Consider the following 24,104-nt stretch of genomic DNA (forward strand, 5'->3'; position numbering starts at 1 on the left):
ATCAAATGCCGAAATATGCTAATTCCTGTTCAGATAAGTTATATTGATAAAATATATTAAAATATTCTTTAATTAATATTCCGGCTTCCTGTTTATTGAGTTGTTCAGGGTATAATTTATGAGCCAACCATACGGCTCCTAATAAACGATTAATGCCCGGTGGTTGATCTAACCAACCGAAAGGTTCCGCAGGTATTAAATAAATTTTTTGATTTTTAACCGCACTTACCGATTGCCAAAGGGGAGCTTTTGCTATTAAACCAGCATAAAAATTTTTATCATGAGTAATGATTACATCAGGATCCCACCGTAGAATTTGCTCCATAGAAACCCTTGTCATCATTTTTTCACCGGCAATTGCAGCCACATTTATAGCGCCAATCCAATCTAGCACTTCTGCATGAATAGAACCCGCAAGACCCGTTTCCAAACCGTCCGCACTACGTCCGAAATATACACGAAGTGCGGTCTGTTTTTGTCCGATTTTATGGGTTCGCTCCATTATTTGATGTGCTAATTTTGCTAATTTCTCGCCACGTTCCGTTGCTCCAATTAATTTAGCGGTTTCTTCAATTTGAAATGTTGTTTGATCGAATCTCCCATCAATCAGCACATAAGAAATATGAGTTTGTTTGCTTATTTTGTCTGCCGTATCTAAATAAACTTTACTGACATTGCCTACATCAATAATGATGTCCGGTCGAACGGACATTATTTTTTCCAGCGGTGCGGTTGATCCGCGGCCGGCTAAACGTCCGATATTGGCAATATGTTGAATTTGTAGCGGAAAATATTTTTTTACTTGCTCCGGCGTGTTTTCCATAGATATACCTACGAGCTTTTCCGGTGCTAAAGACATTAATAATACATCAGATACCCGACCAGCACTGAGTATACGCTGTACGTTTGATGATTTCTGTAAGGTATCTGCTGAAGTAGATAACGATGTTTCGGCAAAAAGAAAATTGGGTATAAGTAACAATATTCCTGCTATAAAAAAAGATGCAAAAAAAATTCTATATTTTTTCATTATATTCCTTATTTAAATAGATATCGTTATATATTCTATTTTATATTGATAGCTTAGGCAAAGGAATAAAATGTGATTCAGATCACAAATAAAACAAAAATCCCGTTTGAGATGATTCAAACGGGATTTTGCATTAAGATTACGAATGATTATTTTACTGAAGTCGGTTTAACATACCAAATGTTATCGGCATATTCCATAATAGTACGGTCAGATGAGAAGAAGCCCATATTAACGATATTTTGTACCGCACTTTCCACCCAAGCAGCTTGGTCCTTATATTTTTCATCAACCAAATGTTGAGTTTCAACATAACTGCGATAATCGGCGAAAGCCTGATAATAATCGTGGAATTGCCATCCTTGTAATAAATCGCTATAACGCTGTGGCTCACGCGGTGAGAACCAACCGGAATTTAACTGATCGATAACTTTGCGTAACTCTTCATCTTTTTGATAATAATCGATCGGATAGTAACCGTTACGACGTAACTCTTCTACTTGCTCAACCGTATTACCGAAAATGAAGATATTATCTTTACCGACGTTTTCAAGAATTTCAACGTTTGCACCATCAAGTGTACCGATAGTTAATGCACCGTTTAAAGCAAATTTCATATTACTTGTACCGGAGGCTTCCGTACCTGCTAAAGAAATTTGTTCGGAAATATCCGCAGCCGGAATAATTAACTGTGCCAAACTCACACTGTAGTTAGGAATAAAGACCACTTTCAAGCGCCCTTTTAAACGGTCATCATGGTTAATTAAATCGGCAATGTCATTAATTAATTTAATGGTTTCTTTTGCCGCAACATAAGCAGAGGCCGCTTTACCTGCCAAGATAAACACGCGCGGTGTCCAATCTTTATCCGGATTTTCCAGTATTTGGTTATAACGGGTTACAATATGCAATACGTTCAAACTTTGACGTTTATATTCGTGAATACGTTTAACCTGTACGTCAAATAATGCGTTCGGATCGATTTCTATATTTAAGTTTTCACGCACGTATTTTGCCAATTTCACTTTGTTGGCATATTTGATTTCCGCAACAGATTTTTTGAACGCTACATCATTGGCGTAAGCTTTCAATTTAGCAATTTGGCTGAGATCTTTACGCCATTCGTCACCAATATAGCTGTCAAACAACGCTGATAATTCAGGGTTTGCCACGCCAATCCAACGACGCGGTGTAATTCCGTTTGTCACGTTAGTGAAACGCTCAGGATAAATTCGTGCAAAATCAGCAAAAGTTGATTTCACCATTAAATCAGAGTGAATTGCCGCTACGCCGTTAATTTTATGTGAACCTACCACAGACAACCAGCCCATACGTACACGACGTTCATGACCTTCATCCACCAAAGAAACCCGACGGATAAACTCATCATCATTCGTTACATATTTACGCACATGATCTAAGAAATGCTCGTTGATTTCAAAAATCATTTGTAAGTGACGAGGTAATAATTTACCGATCATATCTACCGGCCAGGTTTCTAATGCTTCACTCATTAATGTGTGGCAGGTATATGAGAAAATCTTAGTACACATTTCCCAAGCGGTTCCCCAGGCGAAGCCTTCTTCATCCACCAAAATACGCATTAATTCGGGGATTGCCAACGCCGGGTGGGTGTCATTTAAGTGAATTGCCACTTTATCGGCTAAATTATCAATACGACCGTCATGTGTCCATTTATGGCGACGGACAATATCTTGTAATGATGCTGAAACTAAGAAATATTCTTGGCTTAAACGCAATGTACGGCCGTTATAAGTGGAATCGTCCGGGTATAACACACGAGATACGTTTTCATTAGCAGAACGCTCTTCAATGGCACCGAAATAGTCACCTTTATTGAAGTCTGCTAAGTTAAATAAATTACCGGCGTGGGCTGTCCACAAACGCAACGTTGCGGAAGAATTGGTTTTAAAACCGGGAATGATTTGATCATAAGCTTGTGCCGTGATTTCTTCACTATGATTCCATACGCATTTTTTGCCTTCAAAATGAATATGACCGCCGAATTTAATGCTGTAATGTTTTGATGGACGTTCAAATTCCCAAGGCGTGCCTTTCTCCATCCAAGTATCCGGTTTTTCTACTTGCTGACCGTTTTCGATGGATTGTCTGAACATACCGTATTCATAACGAATACCGTAACCCATACCGGGAATATCCAAGGTTGCAATGGAATCCATAAAACATGCGGCTAAACGGCCTAAGCCACCGTTTCCTAAGCCCGGATCCACTTCTTTTTCGATTATATCTTCTAAATCAATCCCCAATTCATCTAAAGATTGTTTAGCAACATCATATAAACCTTCCGCTAACATGGCATTTGATAAAGTACGGCCAATTAAGAATTCCATAGAAAGATAGTAAACACGGCGGGTTTCTTTGCTACGTGCGACATCGGCATTTTTCATCCATCTTTCGGTAACCACATCACGTACCGCAAGCAAAGTTGCGTTTAACCAGTCACGTTGGCTCGCTTCTTGCGGCGAACGGCCGATTAAGAAAACCAATTTATAAACCACTGATTTTTTGAATGCATCAACGGTGACTTCAGGGCGATGATATTCGTATTTAATATCGCCTTGTTTAGTACTCATAATAAAAAATCTCCCAAAATAGATTAGCTTGAAATTTGTTCATATAATTGTTGATAATTGCGTGCTGAAATTATCCAGCTAAAATCCTGTTCCATCGCATTGGTACGCACGCTAAACCATAAGCGTTGTTTTTGCCATAAAGCAAAGGCTTCATCAATGGCGGTATTTAACGCCCAAGCCGACGGTTCTTCAAATAAGAAGCCGGTTGCGGAACGATCTTTAATATTATCAGCATTCGCCTGTACCACTGTGTCTGCCAATCCGCCGGTTTTTCTTACTAATGGCAAGGTGCCGTATTTTAATCCATATAATTGGGTTAATCCACAAGGCTCAAAGCGGCTCGGCACTAAAATCACATCGCCACCGGCGATAATCAAATGCGATAAGGCTTCGTCATAGCCGATACGCACACCGATATTTTGCGGATTTTGTTCAGCCAAATAACGTAATGCGCCTTCTAAGTGCGGTGCTCCAGAGCCTAAAATCACAAGTTGTCCGCCTTGTTTGACAATATTGTGTGCATCTTCAATTAGCAGATCGACACCTTTTTGTTCTGTCAAGCGGGTGACCATCACAAATAACAACGCATCCGGATTTTGCGGTAAATTGAAGGTTTGTTGTAATAGGGCTTTGTTTTTCTTTTTACCCGTCATGCTTTTAAGTTTGTAATGTTCTTCAATATAAGGATCGTTATACGGACTCCAAATTGATTCATCCACACCGTTTAAAATACCATGTAATTTACCTTCGGCATCTAATCCGCGTAATAACCCCTGTAAGCCGTAACCAAATTCGTCGGTAGTAATTTCTTTTGCATATGTCGGGCTTACCGCTGTCACGGCATCGGCATAATATAAGCCGGCTTTTAAGTAAGAAATTTGACCGTGCAGTTCCAAACCGTTTACGTTAAACATACTGCTCGGCAAACCGATTTCAAAAATATGTCGATAGGCGAAATAACCTTGATAAGCCAAATTATGAATGGTAAATACTGATTTTGCCGGACGGCCTTTATATGCCAAATAAGCACAAGTTAAGCCCGCGTGCCAATCATGTGCATGCACGGTTTCCGCCTGCCAGAAGGGATCCAAACCGGTCGATAATTCCGCACCGACCCAACCCAATAATGCAAAACGGCAGTAGTTATCGGCATAATCATTATAATATTCGTCATGATACGGATTACCAATGCGGTTATATAAATGTGGTGCATCAATTAAATAAATGCCTAAGCCTTTGTAATCGGCGTAACGCAATGCTACTTGCCCGCCGTATGCATAAAATTCTGCGACTGTGCCGACAATTTCAACACCTGCGATAATGGCCGGATAAGCCGGTAATAATACGCGGGCATCCAATCCGATTTCTTTTTGAGCGAATGGCAATGCCCCCATAACATCAGCCAATCCGCCGGTTTTTAATAGAGGGTACAACTCCGAGCAAACATGTAATACTTTCATTCTATTATTCTCTATTTGATCTGATTAAGTGCGGTCAATTTTTACAAAATTTTGCTAAAATCCACCGCACTTTTAAATGACCGATAACCGCTCTCAATGAAAGCGGTTACCCCTTGCAACATATTGAATCTTAATTAATCCAATTCTTTTTCGTTTGCAACTTCTTCACCTTGTAACGCTTTCAGCATTTTTCCGGTGACTAACACGATGTTGCCGGTACTACTGATACGAAAACGTTGGCTGTCTAATGCAAGATTCACACCGATTTGCATGCCGTCAGGGATAGTACAGTGACGGTCAACAATACAATTTTTTAAGATACAGTTTTTACCGACGGTTACCTGCGGTAAAATCACTGAAGATTCGATTTGAGAACCTTCATTCACACGGATCTTATTAAATAAAACGGAATTTGAAATTTCTGCATCGGTGACAACACAACCGCCGCCGATTAAAGAGTTGTCCACGTGGCGTCCGTTTTGGCTATTTTTATAGAAAAACTTAGATGGTACGGTTTGTACCGGGTTCCCGCGAATCGGCCAGGTTTCATCATAAATGTCTAACTGCGGGTTTTCAGACACTAAGTCGATATTAGACTGCCAGTAGCTTTCCAAGGTACCCACGTCACGCCAGTAAATTTCACCGTCACTGTTACGTCCGGTACAAGAACGGGAGAACGGATGTGCATATAATACGCCGTCTTCCAATGCCATCGGTAACACATCTTTACCGAAGTCATGAGATGTGTATGGCGAATTTACCGTACGTTCTAAAGCACCGTATAAATAATCCGCATCAAACACATAAATCCCCATTGAAGCCAATGATGAATTTGGTTTGTCGATCATTGCCGGCGGATCTTTCGGTTTTTCAACGAAGGATTTCACTTTTAAGTTTTCATTTACCGCCATAACACCGAACTCGGAGGCTTCTTTACGCGGCACTTCAATACAACCCACAGTACATTTTGCACCGCTTTCAATATGATCGGTAATCATTTGACCGTAATCCATTTTATAAATATGGTCACCGGCTAAGATCAAAACATATTTAGGACGGTAATGATTGCGAATAATTGCCATATTTTGATATACCGCATCCGCTGTACCGCGATACCAAGTAGAATCATCAATTTGTTGACGAGCCGGCAGCATATCCACAAACTCACCACGCTCTAACGGTAGGAAAGACCAAGCTTTCTGCAAATGACGTAACAATGAATGTGCTGCGTATTGAGTCACCACGCCGATACGATTTAAGCCGGAATTAATACAATTAGATAATGCAAAGTCAATAATACGACGGTTACCGCCAAAATATACCGCAGGTTTTGCTCGTTTGTCTGTCAATTCGTGTAAACGTGAACCCCGGCCACCTGCTAAAATTAATACCAACGTATCTCTTGCGACGCTACTTTGACCTGATAATTTAGATAAAACTGAACTCATACCTTATTCTCCAATAATTAATATTTATAAAAAAATACACGTTACAAAAAAAGCACTACGGTAATTAAATCTTTGCGTTATGACTATCCTCCTAAAAACAACTTACCCCACTTTACACAATAAACAAAAATCCAATGAGCTGACTTCAATGTTTCGATGTTTACGTACTCCATGACTTGCCGAACTGTAAATTTCCCATTCGCCTGTCGGTAAAATAAACGTTTGCGGCAATGATTTCGCATTAATTAAAAATAACCATTCGTCATCAAGCAGAATCTGCATGGCTTTTACTTGTTTGTCATTCCAGTGATTGTTATGCATTACTTCACTGTGGATATTCAACCAAGTCACATTGTCTTCATTCCACCAATCGCCGTTTTTCAAGCTGGTTATTTTTTTACGTAATGCAATAATTTGTTTCACTAAATATAACAAATCATCATTCTTATTTGCCCATTTCAACCAAGTAACGCCGTTATCTTGACAATAGGCATTATTGTTACCGTATTGCGTATTCCCAATTTCATCACCGGCTAACAGCATCGGTGTGCCGTTGGATAGCAATAAACTAAGCAATAATGCCCGACTTGCCGAAAATCGGCTATTTTCCACCGCACTTGATGTAATATCTATACCTTCATAACCGTGGTTATAGCTATAATTTTCACTATGTCCGTCACGATTATCTTCGCCGTTCATTTCATTATGCTTATGGTTATAGCTCACCAAATCACGCAGCGTAAAACCATCATGAGCGGTAATAAAATTAATGGAATTAAACGGATGGCGATTATCCCATTTAAACAAATCACCAGAACCGGCAAAACGTTCTACAAACGCCCCGAGTTCGCCACTCTTCCATAACCAAAACTTCCGCATATCATCACGATAACGATCATTCCACTGTGCAAAATAATTCGGAAAATTACCGAGTTGATACCCCCCTTCGCCAATATCCCACGGTTCGGCAATAAATTTACAGCCTTTTAAAATCGGATCTTTTGCAATTTCATTAAATAATAATGCCTGTTCGTTAAATGCAGGTCCTTCACGCCCTAATACGGTGGCGAGATCAAACCGGAAACCGTCCACATGGCAACTGTCCGCCCAATAACGCAAACAATCCAATACCCATTTACGTGTGTAAGTTTTGGAAAGATTCAGCATATTGCCGCACCCCGTCCAATTTAAATACCGCCCATGTTCATCATGCCAATAGTAATATTGGTCATCAATGCCGCGTTGACAAAATGTCGGTGACTGTTGCCCTGCTTCCGCACTGTGATTGAAAACCATGTCCAAAATTACTTCGATTCCTGCTTCGTGCAAGGCTTTCACCATTGTTTTAAATTCACTAAGCGGCGTGCTATTCGCTTTGCCCGACCAATATTTCGGTTCAACGGCAAACATCCCCAGCGGGTTATATCCCCAATAGTTTGATAATTCTTTTTCTTGCAGATGTACTTCATCTAAATGATAAGTTACCGGCAATAACTCAACAGCCGTAATACCGAGCTCTTTCAAATAGCGGATTATTTCTGGATGCGCCAATCCGGCATAAGTGCCTCGTATATCTTCCGGCAAATCTTCACGTAGTTTGGTAAAGCCTTTTACATGCAGTTCATATAAAATCGTTTCAGTCCATGGTGTCCGCAAATGATGATCAGTTCCCCAATCAAAGTGTTCGTCAATCACTAAGGATTTTGGAGCCAGCATACCATTGTCATGGCTATCCACTAATGTGAAACCGGCACGTTTTTCATGGGTATTTAAGCTCGGTTTCCCCACTATTCCCTTCGCATAAGGATCTAACATAAGTTTTAATGGATTCGCGGTAATTCGATGATGTTGTCTGTAACGTTCATACACCCGAAAACCATATTGCGTACCATAGCTGATATTACCCACCCAGATATGCCAAATTGCTTGTTCACTGTCGTCAATATTTTCTAACGAACGTTGCATTGGCAACCGCACTTCCCGTCCGTTACAGGAAAATAAACATAATTCCACCGCACTTGCCTGCTGAGAGAACAGAGCAAAATTTACACCCTCTTTACCGTTCAATACCTGAACAGAGCTACCCAACGGAGCAGAAAATCCCGTATCTATTTCAAATGTAGAAAACAATCCCATTACTGTTACACCTTAAAACTATTGGAACGACTATTGTGCAACATCAAATTTAACACTGTATAACCAATTAATTTTATTTATATTTCAATGTATCGGGCGTATGCAATACGCCCTTTTTACGCCTTATTCAACAACGTCTTTTTTCGCTTTTGCTCTTGAAGCTGCCGCTTTCGTTTTTTTTTCAGCCGTTGCTTTTGCAGCAGTTTTCGTTGTGGTTGATTTAGTGGTGGCTTTTGTTTTGGTCGTTGCTTTTTTCACCGCTCTAACAGTTTTTGCAGCAGCAACTTCTACCGCTGTCTCTTCCGCTTTTTCAACTTTCGGCTTTGTTACTCGCTTCGCTTTTGGCTTTGCTTTCACTTCTTCGACAGCCTCCTCATCAGCTTTTTTTACTTTCGTTTTAGCCTTTTTTTCCGTTAATTTTAAATATACGGTTGATAACGGCGGTACTGTAATAGAAATAGAACAATCTTTACCGTGAGATTCGATTTCCTCGGCTTCAACCACGCCATAATTACCTAAATTACTGCCTTTGTAGTACATTGAATCCGTATTTAAAATTTCTTGATATAACCCCAACTCATTCACACCAATACGATAAGTATCACGCGGAACCGGCGTAAAGTTGCTCACAACAACAATGACATTATCGTCCTTATCACGACGTTCAAAAGCAAACACGGAATTTTGACTATCATCCACTACCAACCATTCAAAGCCGGCAGGCTCATAGTCTAATTGATAAAGTGCGGTATGATTTTTGTAAGTTTTATTCAAATCACGAACTAAATTCAGTACGCCTTTATGCCAGCCACCACCGTGTTCATCTTCCAACAGGAACCAATCCAGGCTTTCCTGATAATTCCACTCGCGCCCCTGAGCAAATTCGTTCCCCATGAACAATAATTTTTTGCCCGGATAAGCCCACATATAACCATAATATGCACGCAAATTAGCAAATTTTTGCCATGCGTCGCCCGGCATTTTATCCACTAACGATCCTTTGCCGTGTACCACTTCATCATGAGAAAGCGGCAGTACAAAGTTTTCACTGTATTGATACAACATCCCGAAGGTTAATTTATCGTGGTGGTATTTACGATTAATCGGATCTTCTTTCATATACGCCAATGTATCGTTCATCCAGCCCATATTCCATTTGAAATTAAAGCCCAAACCGCCATTTTCCGGCGGCATTGTCACACCGGCAAACGCTGTGGATTCTTCAGCAATGCTTATTGCACCGGGCATTTCATTGCCGATCAGCCAGTTAGTGTGTTTTAAAAATTCAATAGCTTCTAAATTTTCTTTACCGCCATATTGGTTCGGAATCCATTGTCCTTCGGAACGGCTATAATCACGATAGATCATGGACGCTACCGCATCCACACGCAAACCGTCGATACCGAAACGCTCTAACCAATATAATGCATTACCGGCCAGAAAGTTTTTCACTTCATTACGACCATAGTTATAAATCAGCGTATTCCAATCTTGATGATAACCTTCTTTCGGATCCGCATATTCATATAATGCCGTACCGTCAAAAGCGGCTAATCCATGAGTATCGCTAGGGAAATGTCCCGGCACCCAGTCCAAAATCACATTAATTCCGGCACGGTGGGCTTTATCAATAAAACGTTTGAACGCTTCCGGTGAACCAAAACGGCTGGTCGGTGCATAAAGTCCCAACGGCTGATAACCCCAGGAACCGTCAAACGGATATTCAGAAATCGGTAATAATTCGATATGAGTAAAGCCCATTTCTTTTACATAAGGAATTAATTCATCCGCCAACTCATCATAATTCAACCAGAAATTATTTTCTAAATTACGACGCCAAGATCCCAAATGCACTTCATAAATAGAAATCGGTTTATCACGACCGTTTGCCAGTGCACGAGATTCCGTCATCGGAACAATTTCAGGTAACGGACTCACTTCAGAAGCCGTATCCGGGCGTAATTGAGCGGATAACGCATAAGGGTCGGCCTTTAACCGGAGCTGATCATTACAATCTAATAATTCAAATTTATAGCGTTGACCTAAAGATACGCGAGGTAAAAATAATTCCCATACGCCATTTTTCGGATGAAAACGCATTGGATGACGGCGACCGTCCCAATAGTTAAAGTCACCGACTACCGACACACGTTTTGCATTCGGTGCCCACAATCTGAAATTTACACCGGCAACGCCGTCCACTTCGGCAAAATGAGCACCCAATACTTCATACGGACGGCGATGTGAACCTTCAGCCAGTAACCAATGTTCCATGTCATTAATCATTGAATGAAAACGGTAGGGGTCTTCAAGAATTTGTATATCGTTACCCCAAGAAACCTGTAGCTGATAGACAAAAAAATCTCGAGTTTGCGGTATTACACCCGCAAAAAAACCGCGATCATCAATTCGTTCTAATTGACATACCGCGGTTTGAGTTTCTTTATCGACGACTGAAACATGATCTGCTTCAGGCAATAATGCTCTAACTTCAATTCCATTAGAAGTTTCATGCATTCCTAATATGGAAAATGGATCATTATGTTGACCGTTGAAGAACAAATTAATCGTTTCACTGAGAACGAGCGCCATAACACAACTCCTTATCGTTATTTTTTTAACTTATAAAATTAAGTTTAATTTTATCCAATAATACTCTTTTTATTTGCATTTCCGCTATACATTTCATTTAATAAAACCAGCAAATTTTTATTTTTGTGATCAAGATCAGATTTTTACCAACAAAAAAGCCTTTTGCTATCTACAAAAGGCTTCAAAAATATGTCAAAATCACCGAATTTTAATAATTACCACTTATCCGCAGCTTTCTGATCGCTGTCACGGCTTTCAATCCAACGTTCGCCTTTATCGGTTTTTTCTTTTTTCCAGAACGGTGCTTTGGTTTTTAAGTAATCCATAATAAATTCATTGGCGTGATAGGCATTGCCGCGATGTGCGGAACTCACACCGACTAACACAATTTCATCACCGGTTTGCAACAGCCCCACGCGGTGAATCAATGAAATTTTTTGAATATCCCACCGCACTTTGGCTTCATCGACTATCTCTCGCAATGCTTTTTCTGTCATTGCAGGATAATGCTCCAAATAAAGGCCTGATACTTCATCACCTAAATTTAAATCTCGCACTTTACCCACAAACACCACCGTTGCCCCTATGCTGTGTTCACTTGATAACCATTGGTATTCAGCATTTTGATCGAACGGTGCTTCTTGCACGGCAATTTTGATATTTGAATCTGTCATTTAATCACCTGTCAACCACCTGTAACCGGCGGAAAAAATGCAATTTCATCGCCGGATTTCACCGCACTTTGCAAACTGCTCAAGGTTTGATTGATTGCCACCAATAATTTGCCGGATTGCAATGCCAACGCCCATTTATCATTTTGTTGAGCCAAATGCTTACGCACCGCTTCCGCCGTCGTAAAATCAGCAGCAGACAGAACCACTTCATCCACCCCGACCAATTCGCGGGTTTGTGCAAAAAATAATATTTTTAACATAACTTAAACCTTAAAATGCCCCGATTTTCCACCGCTCTTTTCAAGTAATCGCACTTGTGAAATCACCATATCTTTTTGCACGGCTTTGCACATATCGTAAATAGTCAACGCCGCCACGCCCGCTGCCGTTAACGCTTCCATTTCTACACCGGTTTTACCCGTGAGTTTACACAGACTTTCAATTCGCACCTGATTAGTTTCCGGAAGTGCGGTCAAATTCACTTCAACTTTTGAAAGTAATAAAGGATGACATAACGGAATCAATTCCCAAGTGCGTTTTGCTGCCTGAATGCCGGCAATTCGGGCAGTGGCAAATACATCGCCTTTATGATGATCGCCCTGCATAATCATCGCCAAAGTTTCTGCGGACATTGTTACAAAGGCTTCTGCTCGGGCTTCCCGCACGGTATCTCTCTTGCCCGACACGTCCACCATCTTGGCTTCGCCGTTGCTGTTAATATGAGTAAATGTTGTCATTGTTAATCCTGTTTATCCGCCGATAGTCGATAAATTTGCCCGCACGCCGCTATCGCCCACGTGCAGATAATGATGTTCCCGCTTGCCTTGCAATGCTGCAAATAAACGGGCTTGCAATAATAATTGTTGATCGTCCGATTGCAATAAATCCCGCACATCAACGCCTTCTTCACCAAATAAACATAAGTGTAATTTGCCTTTGGCAGACATTCTCAGGCGGTTGCAACTGGCACAGAAATTCTTTTCATAAGGCATAATCAACCCGATTTCGCCCATATAATCCGGATGTTTGAACACTTTAGCCGGCCCGTCTGTTACCGCTTTTTGCTGCAACGTCCAACCTTGCTCCAATAGCTGACGGGCTAACACTTCGCCCGAAAGATGATATTTATTGAAAAACAGATCCATCTCACCAGTTTGCATTAATTCGATAAACCGCATTTGAATAGGCTGATCTTTCACCCATGCCAAAAACTGTGAAAATTCCTGTGAATTCAATCCTTTCATCAATACGGAATTCACTTTGATTTTTTGATATCCCACGGCAAAAGCACACTCAATGCCCCGCATTACATCGTGGAATTTATTTTCGCCGGTAATGGAATGAAATAATCGCGGATCAAGGCTATCCACACTCACGTTAATCGACGTAATTCCCGCCTGTCGCCAATCCGCCACATCACGAGCCATACGATAACCGTTAGTAGTCAATGCCACGTTTTTGATACCATCCATTTGAGCAATGGTTTCGGCAATAGGCAAGAAATCTTTCCGCAAAGTCGGCTCACCACCGGTTAACCGCACTTTTTCCGTTCCCATTGCGGCAAAAGCACGCACCACGCGACGGATTTCATTAAGAGTAAGAAAAGTTTCTTTTTGCGGATCAGGTTGATAACCATTGGGCAAACAATAGTTACAACGAAAATTGCACACATCCGTAATGGATAGCCGTAAATAGTAATATTCACGTTGGAACGAATCGACCAAACGCTCCGTTCCCACATTTTTGATAGGAATTTGCATTCTACACCTTTCTAAAGTATGAGAGGACAAGCCGTTTCCAACATTATCCCTGAACACCGATAATCAAATCGGCATTGGCATTGCAATCATATTGCGACAATCAGTTTCGATTCACACAACTTAGATCCACAAGCTCGGTTGTTTATGCGAGTTAATTAGTTGGATTTATTGTAAGTATTCCGACATAAATATACAAGTTAAAAACAACAAAAATACCTTATTTTTAGTAAAAAAGTTTGTTTAAAATCAATTATATAAATTATTATATAGCGATTTAATGAAACAAAAATGACTTTATAAATATACTATCAAATCAAAAAATCACTTGACTATTTATAATTGTACTAGTTTAATAGTGCAAAATCATTTTTAAGAGAGATTTAAAATGTCCGATGTTTTTATCCAAAGTCAATCGCAACAAGTGCAATACCATTCCGATCCGACGGCAGTGTTTGCGACATTATGTAACAATCGCAGTAATACGCTGTTGTTAGAATCTGCGGAAATCAGCAGTAAAAATAGCTTGAAAAGTTTATTGTTAATTGATGCCGCATTGAAAATCACCTGTCTAGGCCAAATTGTCACATTTACCGCATTGACAGCGAACGGAAGCGCTGTTTTACCTTTAATTAAAAAAACGTTACAGGGTAAATCCATTATCACGCAAACCGCCGAAAACCAACTGAATGCAGAATTTTATCCGCCTAATCCAAGCCTTGATGAAGATGCCAAATTAAAAGATGCATCAATTTTTGATGGTTTGCGTTGTTTAATGGATATTTATGCCCACAGCAGCACGCCGATTTTCGTCGGCGGTTTATTCGCCTATGACTTGGTAGCAAATTTTATCCCGATGGACGGCATTGAACTGCAAGATGACGGTTTGATTTGTCCCGATTACAGTTTTTATTTGACCGAACAACTCTTAACTTTCAATCACGAAACTCAACAGGCTGAGTTACAAACCTTCTGTTTTAATGCTGATGAACAGCAAAATCTGCTACAAAGTGCGGTGCAAATTTCACAAAATTTACATAAAATCGAACCGCACTTGACCATTAAAGCAGCAGACACTAGGGTGACAACAAATATCGAAGACGAACCGTTTAAGAACATTGTCCGCAAATTAAAACATCATATTAATATTGGTGATGTATTCCAAATCGTGCCGTCACGCCGTTTTTCCTTGGCTTGCCCGAATACCTTGGCAACTTATCGGCAGCTGAAAATCAACAATCCAAGCCCTTATATGTTCTTTATGCAGGATGCGGATTTTACTTTATTCGGTGCATCACCGGAAAGTGCCTTGAAATATGCGGAAGCCAGCCGTCAGTTGGAAATCTACCCAATCGCCGGTTCCCGCCCGCGGGGATTTGATACCAAAGGCAATATCGATCCGGAATTAGATGCCCGTTTAGAACTGGAAATGCGGTTGGATCAAAAGGAACAAGCGGAACATTTAATGCTGGTCGATCTCGCCCGTAACGACATCGCCCGCGTATGCCAAAGCGGTACCCGTCAAGTGAAAGATTTAATGCAAGTGGATCGCTACTCGCACATTATGCACCTGGTTTCCCGCGTAGTGGGCAAGCTACGCCCTGAACTGGATGCCCTGCACGCTTATCAAGCCTGTATGAATATGGGTACGCTCACTGGTGCGCCGAAAATCAAAGCGATGCAGCTTATTTATCAAGTGGAAAAACAAAAACGCCATAGCTATGGCGGTGCGGTGGGTTATCTTAGTTCCGACGGCAATTTCGATACCTGTATCGTAATCCGTTCTGCTTTTGTACAAAATGGTATCGCCTATGTGCAAGCAGGTTGTGGCGAAGTGCTGGATTCCGATCCGCAAATGGAAGCGGATGAAACCCGCCACAAAGCCCGTGCGGTGATTAATGCGATTGTACAAACCAATTCTCAAGCAAATTCAATAGTATAGGCGGTACAATATGGCTAAAATTTTATTTATCGATAACTTTGATTCATTTACTTATAACTTGGTGGATCAATTCCGCACACTCGGTCACGAAGTACAAATTTACCGCAATGACTGTAGTTTAAAATTATTACAACAATTAGCATTAGCCGAGCCGAATACCATTTTGGCATTATCGCCAGGACCGGGCAATCCCGCAGAGGCGGGCAATTTATTACCGTTGATTAAATCCCTTGCAGACAAAGTACCGATGATTGGAATTTGTTTAGGGCATCAGGCATTAATCGAAGCTTTTGGCGGTAAAGTGATACACGCAGGCGAAGTGTTGCACGGCAAAATATCGAAAATCAATCACGATAACCAAGATATGTTTGCGGGGTTGCAAAATCCAATGCCGGTGGCACGTTATCATTCGTTAATGGGTAGCGATTTGCCGGATGAATTGGTTGTGAATGCGGATTATAATGGGATTGTGATGGCAATTCGTCATCAGTCTTTGCCGATTTGCGGCTTTCAGTTCCATCCGGAAAGCATTTTAACGGTTCAGGGATCGCAGCTGTTGAAACAAGCGATAGATTGGTTGTTAAATCGGTAATTTATAAAGGGCGTATACAATACGTCCTCAAATAGAACAAGGAACATACTATGCAAATCGATCAAATTTTAACTAAATTATTCGATAAAAGTTCGTTGAATCAAGATGAAAGTGCGGTGCTTTTTGCGGCGATTATGAAAGGTGAACTCAGTTCGGAGCAGCTTGCAGGCGCATTGATTGCATTGAAATTACGCGGTGAAACATCGGCAGAAATCAGCGGTGCGGTGACCGCACTTTTAGCGGATGCCCGGCCTTTTGATACTCCCAATTATCCTTTTGCCGATATTGTCGGTACAGGCGGTGACGGGGCGAATACGATTAATATCTCCACCGCATCTGCAATCGTGGCGGCAACAATGGATATCAAAGTGGCGAAACACGGCAATCGTAGCGTATCCAGCAAAACCGGTGCCAGTGATTTGCTCACTAGTCTAGGCGTAAATATTTCAATGCCGGCGGTATCTGCTCGCAAAGCGTTGGATGAAATCAATTTATGTTTCTTATTCGCTCAGCAATATCATCTCGGTTTCAAACATGCCGTGCCTGTGCGTCAGGCCTTAAAAACCCGCACGATTTTCAATATTTTAGGCCCGCTGATCAATCCGGCAAAACCAAAACGCCAGTTGCTCGGCGTGTATTCCCCTGATCTGATTAAGCCTTATGCGGAAACCGTAGTAAATTTGGAACATAAACATACTATCGTGGTACATGGTTGCGGATTGGATGAAGTAGCGGTACACGGCAAAACCGATGTGGCGGAAATCATCAATGGCAAAATCGAACGTTATACCCTATCCCCTAGCGATTTCGGTTTTGAACCGAAACCGCTGGAAAGCCTGCGTGGCGGCGAACCACAAGAAAATGCCCGAATTATCACCGCACTTTTACAAGGCAGAGGCAAAGCGGAACACGCTCAGGCAGTGGCAATGAACACTGCATTATTGATGAAATTATTCGGCAAAGAAGATTTAAAAAAGAATGCCCAACAAGTGTTAGAAGTCCTCGCCAGCGGTAAACCGTTTGAAACCTTGCAAAAATTGACGACATACTAGGACCATTATGAAATTAGAATTACAAGATAAGCCTACAATCTTACAAAAAATCGTATTAGATAAAGCGGAATGGGTGAAAGCCCAAAAAGCGGCATTTCCGTTGGCAACATTTAAGGAAAAAATCATCAAATCCGACCGCTCTTTTTATGAAGCGTTGGAGAAAGGTACGCACCTTCGTCCGGCGTTTATTTTGGAATGTAAAAAAGCCTCGCCGTCTAAAGGCTTGATTCGTGCAGAATTTAATCTGCCAGAAATTGCTAATGTGTATAAACATTATGCCAGCGTAGTTTCTGTGCTGACGGATGAGAAATATTTTCAAGGAAATTTTGCCTATATAAAACAGGTACGCGATATTGTGCCGCAACCGATATTATGCAAGGATTTTATGATTTCCGAATATCAGGTATATTTAGCACGTTTTCATCAGGCTGATGCTATTTTGCTGATGCTTTCCGTGGTGGACGATGAAACCTACAAAACCTTATCCGCACTGGCTCACGAATTGGGAATGGGCGTGCTGACGGAGACATCAAACCAAGTAGAATTAGACCGTGCCATTGCCTTAGGAGCGAAAGTTATCGGCATTAATAACCGCAACTTGCACGATTTAAGCGTAGATCTCAACCGTACACTGACGCTGGCTTCGCAAATTCCGTCAGACCGTATTATTATCAGCGAATCAGGCATTTACAATCATCAGCAAGTGCAACAGCTTAAACCTTATGTGAACGGTTTTCTAATCGGCAGTAGTTTAATGAGTAGCGATGATTTAAACAGTGCGATCCGAGCGGTAATTTTCGGTGAAAACAAAGTATGCGGTTTAACCCGTCCGCAAGATGTACAGGCGGTGTATAACAACGGTGCATTATACGGCGGTTTGATTTTTGCGGAAAAATCCCCCCGTTGTGTTACCTTACGCCAAGCACAGGAGTTAGTGATACAGGCTCCATTGCGTTTTGTAGGGGTATTTCAAAATCAATCCCTTGAATTTATTGCGAAAATCGCCGCTCAATTAAATCTGTTTGCGGTGCAGTTACACGGTTCAGAATCAGATGAATTTATCGCCGAATTACGCGATGAACTACCGAAACAAACACGAATCTGGCAGGCAGTTTCCGTTGATGTCAACCAACAAAGTGCGGTGGAAATTCAAGAAAATTCTATAATTGACCGTTATGTGTTAGACAGCAAACTGGATAATCAGCAAGGCGGCACGGGAACAGCATTTGATTGGTCAACAATCCCGACGGAATTAAAAAACAAAATCATTTTGGCGGGCGGCATTAATCCTGATAATGTTCAATCTGCTTTGCAGCAACATTGTATCGGTATTGATCTGAATTCCGGTGTAGAAAGCTCGGCAGGCGTGAAAGCTCACAATAAAGTGCGGTCGGTTTTTGAAAAGATTCTGACGAAGTAAATAGAAAAATTTTATGACAGTTTAAAATACGACAATTCTTTTTTATTTAATTTCTTTTTAAAATCCATATACTTTTATGTACTAGTGTAGTAGTATGATTGCGACTTGATAAATAAATAGGAAGCACTATTATGTCTGACACACTTTTAAACCCCTACTTTGGTGAATTCGGCGGAATGTTCGTTCCTGAGATTTTAGTTCCCGTATTAAAACAGCTGGAAAAAGCCTTTGTGGAAGCCAAAGATGATCCCACATTTCTTGCGGAATTTAACGATCTGCTTAAAAACTACGCCGGCCGCCCGACGGCTCTTACACTCTGCCGCAATCTGACCAAAGGCACAAAAACCAAACTTTACCTTAAACGCGAAGATTTGCTGCATGGCGGTGCTCACAAAACCAATCAGGTTTTAGGTCAAATTCTGCTTGCCAAACGCATGGGTAAAACCCGCATTATCGCCGAAACCGGTGCAGGACAACATGGCGTTGCCACTGCACTTGCCTGTGCAATGCTCGATATGCCGTGCAAAATCTATATGGGATCCAAAGACGTAGAACGCCAATCGCCGAACGTATTCCGTATGCGATTAATGGGTGCCGTGGTGGAACCGGTGGAAAAGGGCTCCTGCTCATTGAAAGATGCTTGCTGCGAAGCGATGCGAGACTGGTCGGCAAATTATGATACCACGCACTATTTACTTGGTACAGCGGCAGGTCCGCACCCGTTTCCGACAATCGTGCGTGAATTCCAAAAAATGATCGGAATTGAAACCAAACGCCAAATTTTAGAAAAAGAAGGTCGTTTGCCTGATGCTATTATTGCGGCTGTAGGCGGTGGATCCAACGCTATCGGTATGTTTGCCGATTTCATTGATGAACCGAATGTCCGCTTAATCGGTATCGAACCGGCGGGTAAAGGCATTGAAAGCGGTGAACACGGAGCCCCATTAGGCCACGCTAAACCAGGCATTTATTTAGGTATGATTTCACCGTTAATGCAAAGTGATGACGGTCAAGTGCACGAATCCTATTCTGTTTCGGCAGGATTAGACTTTCCTTCCGTTGGCCCGCAACATGCTTATTTGCAAAGTATCGGTCGTGCGGAATACCCGTCTATTACCGATGATGAAGCTCTTGATGCCTTCCAACAGCTTGCCAAACACGAAGGAATTATTCCCGCATTGGAAAGCTCGCATGCCTTGGCTCACGCCTTGAAAATGATTAAACAAAATCCGGATAAAGAACAATTATTAGTGGTGAATTTATCCGGCCGTGGTGATAAAGACATCTTTACCGTAGATAAAATTTTGACAGAAAAGGGAGCCTTATAATGAGCCGTTTTGAAACTAAATTTGCGCAACTTGCCGCAAACAAACAAGGTGCGTTTGTTCCTTTTGTCACACTCGGCGATCCGGATTTCAACCGCTCTTTTGACATTGTCTGCACATTAGTTGACAACGGTGCAGATGCGTTAGAACTGGGCTTTCCGTTTTCCGATCCACTGTTAGACGGTCCGGTGATTCAAGCGGCGAACAATCGTGCGTTAGAAGCCGGTAATAGCACCGAGCAATGCTTTCAGTTATTGGAAAAAGTGCGGTCAAAATATCCGGAAATTCCAATCGGTTTATTGCTTTGTGCCAACTTGATTTATGCACAAACCTTAGACAGTTTCTATGCCCGTTGTGCTAAAGTGGGCGTGGATGCGGTGTTAGTGGCGGATATTCCCCTATTGGCTTGTGAAAAATTTGTAGCTGCTGCGAAAAAACACGGTATTCAACCAGTATTTATTTGCCCACCGAATGCGGACGACAAAACAATAAAAAGCGTGGCACAGCACAGCGAAGGTTATACTTATTTGGTTTCCCGTGCAGGCGTGACCAGTGCGGAAAATCAAAGCCATTCTGCAAATTTAGATACCTTGGCGGAAAAATTAAAAACCTATAATGCCCCTTATATTTTGCAAGGCTTTGGTATTGCACAACCGCAACAAGTTAAAGAAGCGTTAAATCTTGGTATTGCCGGTGCAATTTCCGGCTCAGCAACAGTGAAAATCATCGAACGCAATTTGGATAATCACACCAACTGTTTGGCTGAATTAGCAGAATTTGTGAAGGCGATGAAAGCAGCGACGTTATAAATATTCGATTTCAATAAGATAAAAAATCCTCTTGGGTTGCCAAGAGGATTTTTATTTTTTTAAAACAAGAAATTAACCTAAGATTTTATCTAATTCCCGACTTACCGCATCCACTTGTTTTGTGCCGTCTAAACGGAAATATTGCGTATTGCCTGCTTTTGCTTCTGCTTGATAGTAATCTACCAACGGTTTGGTTGTGGTGTGATACACTTTTAAACGGTCTAACACGGTTTCCGGTTTGTCATCCGCACGGATAATTAAATCTTCACCGGTCACATCATCTTTGCCTTCCACTTTCGGTGGGTTATAAACCACATGGTAAGAACGACCTGATGCTTGGTGTACGCGGCGACCGCTCATACGTTCAACAATCACTTCATCCGGTACATCAAATTCTAATACATAATCAATGCTGATTCCTGCTGATTTTAATGCATCAGCTTGCGGAATGGTACGTGGAAAGCCGTCTAATAAGAAACCTTTGGCACAGTCTGTTTGTGATACGCGATCTTTCACTAATGCGATAATTAAATCATCCGGCACTAATTGACCGGCCTCCATTAATGTTTTCGCTTGTTTACCTAATTCTGAACCTGCTTTAATTGCACTACGCAACATATCGCCGGTGGAAATTTGCGGAATACCGAATTTGTTCATAATAAACTGGGCTTGAGTACCTTTACCCGCCCCCGGTGCACCTAATAAAATAATTTTCATAATTGACCTCTTTGTAAAAAAATAAATAAAGTGTAAATGTTTATTAAAATACCTGTTTAATTAAATAAACTCAAGTGCGGTCAAAAATTTTTAAATTTTCTACCGCACTTTACGCCGATTTCTATATTGAATTTTTCGCTTGGATTTTTTCTTTCCACGGAGCTACCCAAATCAGACAGATCATACCCGGCACCGCTAAGAAAAAACAGAACCAAAAATAATGGTAATATCCCATTTCATTGATTAATACGCCCGCAAACGAATTAAATAAAGAACGCGGTAATGCCGCCAAACTGGTAAATAATGCTAATTGTGTGGCAGTGTATAGCGGATTGGTTTCGCGAGCCATAAATGCCACAAATGCCGCCGTGCCTAAACCGATACCGATATATTCTGCGGCAACCACCAAGGTTAAAGACAATAACGCATAGGTATCCACTTGCTCAAACTTACCGTGAGATGCCAACCACGCAAAACCAAGAATAGTGACGATTTGTACTAATCCAAATACCCATAAAGCACGATTAATGCCGATTTTCAGCATAATAATACCGCCCGCAATGCCTGCCAACACCATCGGCCATAAAGATGCGTTTTTTACCACTAAGCCAATTTCCGTTTTACTGAATCCCATATCGAGATAAAAAGGCGAAATCAATGCCGTTGCCATACTGTCGCCGAATTTATACAGAAAAATAAAGCTCAAAATACCTAATGCAGAACGCACACCTTTGCGGGTGAAAAATTCATGAAACGGGGCAATTACCGATTCTTCAAAGGTATGTGATCGGAGTGATACTTGCGGTTCTTTGGCTAAAAATAATGTCATAAAAATTCCCGGCAGCATAAAAAGTGCGGTGATAATAAACACATTTTGCCAATTCATATGATCGGACAGAATTAATGATAAAGAACCCGGCACAAGCCCGGCAATACGATAAGCATTGACATGGATAGAGTTGCCAAGCCCTAATTCCTTATCCGATAAAATCTCGCGACGATAAGCATCCAGCACGATATCTTGCGTGGATGAAAAGAAAGCCGACAGCGTGGCGATGGTTGCGATAATGTTTAATTGCATATGATCTTTCGGATCAAAAAAGCCGAAAGATCCGAGAGAAATAATCAACAAGAGTTGAGAAATCAGCATCCAACCGCGGCGGCGTCCTAATGGCGGCACAATGCTGTCCAATAGCGATGCCCATAGAAATTTCCAAATGTAAGGTAATCCGGTTAGCGTGATAAAGCCGATTGTAGAGAGCTCCAACTGCTCTGCCCGCAACCAAATAGGAATTAAAGAAATCAAAATATACAGCGGCAAACCGGATGTAAAACCGGTAAACACACAAATCAACATTTTGTAGCTAAATATTTGAGAAAATAATGACGGATTATTTGACATAATAAATAGGATGATGTCCCGTTGCACATCATAAAGTTGGTTAATGAAAATGAGTGGCGGATATAGTATGTCCGCCCTACAAATTAATCGCGATAACCTTGCGGGTTATTTTTTTGCCAATTCCAAGTATCACGCATCATATCATCCAGATTGCGTTGCGCAGTCCAACCTAATTCGGTTTTCGCCAATGCAGGATCGGAATAACAGGTTGCAATATCCCCCGGACGACGGTCAACCAATTTATATGGAATGGTAATATTATTCACCTTTTCAAAAGCTTTTACCATATCCAACACTGAATAACCTTGACCTGTACCCAAATTATAAATATGTAGGCCCGCGTCATTTTCGTGACGTTCCAAGGCTTTTAAATGACCGATAGCCAAATCCACCACGTGAATATAATCCCGCACCCCTGTACCATCATGCGTATCATAATCGCTGCCGAATACGGAAAGTTGCGGTAATTTGCCGATAGCCACTTGGCTGATAAACGGCAACAAATTATTCGGAATACCATTCGGATCTTCACCGATTAAACCACTGGAATGAGCCCCTACCGGATTGAAATAACGCAAAATGGTCATACTAAATTTCGGTTGTGCTTTGGCAATATCTTGCAAAATACGTTCTACTATAAATTTTGATGTGCCGTAAGGATTGGTTGTGCCACCCACTTTGCAGGTTTCCGTTAAAGGAACCACTTCCGGATCACCATACACCGTCGCCGATGAACTGAACACTAAATTCCATACGCCGGCTTTTTGCATTTCTTGCACCAGCACGATAGAACCGGTTACGTTATTCATATAATATTCCGCCGGTTTTTGTACGCTTTCGCCCACTGCTTTTAAGCCGGCAAAATGAATAACGGATTGAATTTGATGTGTTTTAAAGATTTCTTGTAATAAATCGCGATCTAAAATATCACCTTGATAAAAAATGACAGATTTGCCGGTGATTTGTTTCACGCGTTCAAGAGATTTTTCCGATGAATTGCAAAGATTATCTAATACAACCACATCTTTGCCCGCATTTAATAATTCCACTACGGTATGAGAACCGATATAGCCTGCTCCGCCGGTGACTAAAATTGCCATAATTTATTCCTGTATCAAATAAAAATATGCCGA

19 protein-coding genes and 1 riboswitch are annotated in these 24,104 nt (G+C 41.3%); of the genes, 6 read left to right on the forward strand and 13 right to left on the reverse strand.

The genetic code is table 11. The features are described 5' to 3' along the window. Window position 1 precedes the first annotated feature (1 nt). The 10 genes from EDC44_RS05995 to moaA all read right to left on the reverse strand — a co-directional run bounded on the left by EDC44_RS05995 (window position 2) and on the right by moaA (window position 13,715). Window positions 2-982 (reverse strand): iron ABC transporter substrate-binding protein, encoded by a 981-nt coding sequence (locus EDC44_RS05995; RefSeq protein WP_165870232.1) that lies wholly within the window; start codon window positions 980-982, stop codon window positions 2-4. Window positions 983-1,179: 197 nt separating this feature from the next. Then, window positions 1,180-3,645, reverse strand: coding sequence for a glycogen/starch/alpha-glucan phosphorylase (locus EDC44_RS06000; RefSeq protein WP_131976370.1), 2,466 nt, complete (start codon window positions 3,643-3,645; stop codon window positions 1,180-1,182). A gap of 23 nt (window positions 3,646-3,668) precedes the next feature. Beyond that, the gene (glgA, locus tag EDC44_RS06005) at window positions 3,669-5,105 is read right to left on the reverse strand and encodes a glycogen synthase GlgA (RefSeq protein WP_131976372.1); all 1,437 of its coding nucleotides are present in this window, start codon (window positions 5,103-5,105) and stop codon (window positions 3,669-3,671) included. A gap of 134 nt (window positions 5,106-5,239) precedes the next feature. After that, entirely contained in the window at window positions 5,240-6,553 is a 1,314-nt protein-coding gene (gene glgC / locus EDC44_RS06010) for a glucose-1-phosphate adenylyltransferase (RefSeq protein ID WP_131976374.1), read from the reverse strand. 102 nt (window positions 6,554-6,655) lie between these two features. Next, window positions 6,656-8,689 carry a glycogen debranching protein GlgX gene (gene glgX / locus EDC44_RS06015; RefSeq protein WP_131976376.1) on the reverse strand — a complete coding sequence of 678 codons (2,034 nt, stop codon included), beginning with the start codon at window positions 8,687-8,689 and terminating at the stop codon, window positions 6,656-6,658. Window positions 8,690-8,812: 123 nt separating this feature from the next. Beyond that, window positions 8,813-11,281 (reverse strand): 1,4-alpha-glucan branching protein GlgB, encoded by a 2,469-nt coding sequence (gene glgB / locus EDC44_RS06020; RefSeq protein WP_131976378.1) that lies wholly within the window; start codon window positions 11,279-11,281, stop codon window positions 8,813-8,815. A 215-nt stretch (window positions 11,282-11,496) separates the two neighbouring features. Beyond that, entirely contained in the window at window positions 11,497-11,955 is a 459-nt protein-coding gene (moaE, locus tag EDC44_RS06025; RefSeq protein ID WP_131976380.1) for a molybdopterin synthase catalytic subunit MoaE, read from the reverse strand. A gap of 11 nt (window positions 11,956-11,966) precedes the next feature. Further along, window positions 11,967-12,215 carry a molybdopterin synthase sulfur carrier subunit gene (gene moaD / locus EDC44_RS06030; protein ID WP_131976382.1) on the reverse strand — a complete coding sequence of 83 codons (249 nt, stop codon included), beginning with the start codon at window positions 12,213-12,215 and terminating at the stop codon, window positions 11,967-11,969. A gap of 3 nt (window positions 12,216-12,218) precedes the next feature. After that, window positions 12,219-12,692: a cyclic pyranopterin monophosphate synthase MoaC gene (moaC, locus tag EDC44_RS06035; protein WP_131976384.1), complete on the reverse strand. Its 474-nt coding sequence runs from the start codon at window positions 12,690-12,692 to the stop codon at window positions 12,219-12,221. A 12-nt stretch (window positions 12,693-12,704) separates the two neighbouring features. Beyond that, window positions 12,705-13,715, reverse strand: coding sequence for a GTP 3',8-cyclase MoaA (gene moaA, locus EDC44_RS06040; RefSeq protein ID WP_131976386.1), 1,011 nt, complete (start codon window positions 13,713-13,715; stop codon window positions 12,705-12,707). After that, window positions 13,704-13,867: riboswitch (molybdenum cofactor riboswitch) on the reverse strand. Its footprint overlaps the gene before it by 12 nt. 233 nt (window positions 13,868-14,100) lie before the next feature. Here moaA and trpE point away from each other — a divergent pair. From trpE to trpA, 6 genes are all read left to right on the forward strand, one after another. Next, a complete protein-coding gene (gene trpE, locus EDC44_RS06045) occupies window positions 14,101-15,654 on the forward strand; it encodes an anthranilate synthase component I (protein ID WP_131976388.1) in 1,554 nt (517 codons plus the stop codon). Between the two features lie 10 nt (window positions 15,655-15,664). Further along, entirely contained in the window at window positions 15,665-16,246 is a 582-nt protein-coding gene (locus EDC44_RS06050) for an aminodeoxychorismate/anthranilate synthase component II (RefSeq protein WP_131976390.1), read from the forward strand. 50 nt (window positions 16,247-16,296) lie between these two features. Further along, window positions 16,297-17,298 (forward strand): anthranilate phosphoribosyltransferase, encoded by a 1,002-nt coding sequence (trpD, locus tag EDC44_RS06055; RefSeq protein ID WP_131976392.1) that lies wholly within the window; start codon window positions 16,297-16,299, stop codon window positions 17,296-17,298. 7 nt (window positions 17,299-17,305) lie between these two features. After that, the gene (gene trpCF, locus EDC44_RS06060; protein ID WP_131976394.1) at window positions 17,306-18,718 is read left to right on the forward strand and encodes a bifunctional indole-3-glycerol-phosphate synthase TrpC/phosphoribosylanthranilate isomerase TrpF; all 1,413 of its coding nucleotides are present in this window, start codon (window positions 17,306-17,308) and stop codon (window positions 18,716-18,718) included. A 131-nt stretch (window positions 18,719-18,849) separates the two neighbouring features. Then, complete coding sequence (trpB, locus tag EDC44_RS06065; protein ID WP_131976396.1) at window positions 18,850-20,046, forward strand: tryptophan synthase subunit beta; 1,197 nt, start codon at window positions 18,850-18,852, stop codon at window positions 20,044-20,046. Further along, complete coding sequence (gene trpA, locus EDC44_RS06070) at window positions 20,046-20,852, forward strand: tryptophan synthase subunit alpha (protein WP_131976398.1); 807 nt, start codon at window positions 20,046-20,048, stop codon at window positions 20,850-20,852. The genes trpB and trpA overlap by 1 nt, the downstream gene beginning before the upstream one ends. 72 nt (window positions 20,853-20,924) lie before the next feature. Here the strand turns inward: trpA and adk are convergent, their stop codons facing one another. The 3 genes from adk to galE all read right to left on the reverse strand — a co-directional run bounded on the left by adk (window position 20,925) and on the right by galE (window position 24,071). Beyond that, window positions 20,925-21,569 (reverse strand): adenylate kinase, encoded by a 645-nt coding sequence (gene adk / locus EDC44_RS06075; protein ID WP_131976400.1) that lies wholly within the window; start codon window positions 21,567-21,569, stop codon window positions 20,925-20,927. Between the two features lie 121 nt (window positions 21,570-21,690). Further along, window positions 21,691-22,971 (reverse strand): AmpG family muropeptide MFS transporter, encoded by a 1,281-nt coding sequence (locus tag EDC44_RS06080; protein ID WP_131976402.1) that lies wholly within the window; start codon window positions 22,969-22,971, stop codon window positions 21,691-21,693. An 83-nt stretch (window positions 22,972-23,054) separates the two neighbouring features. Continuing rightward, complete coding sequence (gene galE / locus EDC44_RS06085) at window positions 23,055-24,071, reverse strand: UDP-glucose 4-epimerase GalE (RefSeq protein ID WP_131976404.1); 1,017 nt, start codon at window positions 24,069-24,071, stop codon at window positions 23,055-23,057. Between the last annotated feature and the right edge of the window lie 33 nt (window positions 24,072-24,104).

Source organism: Cricetibacter osteomyelitidis, assembly GCF_004340985.1.
GTDB lineage: Bacteria > Pseudomonadota > Gammaproteobacteria > Enterobacterales > Pasteurellaceae > Cricetibacter > Cricetibacter osteomyelitidis.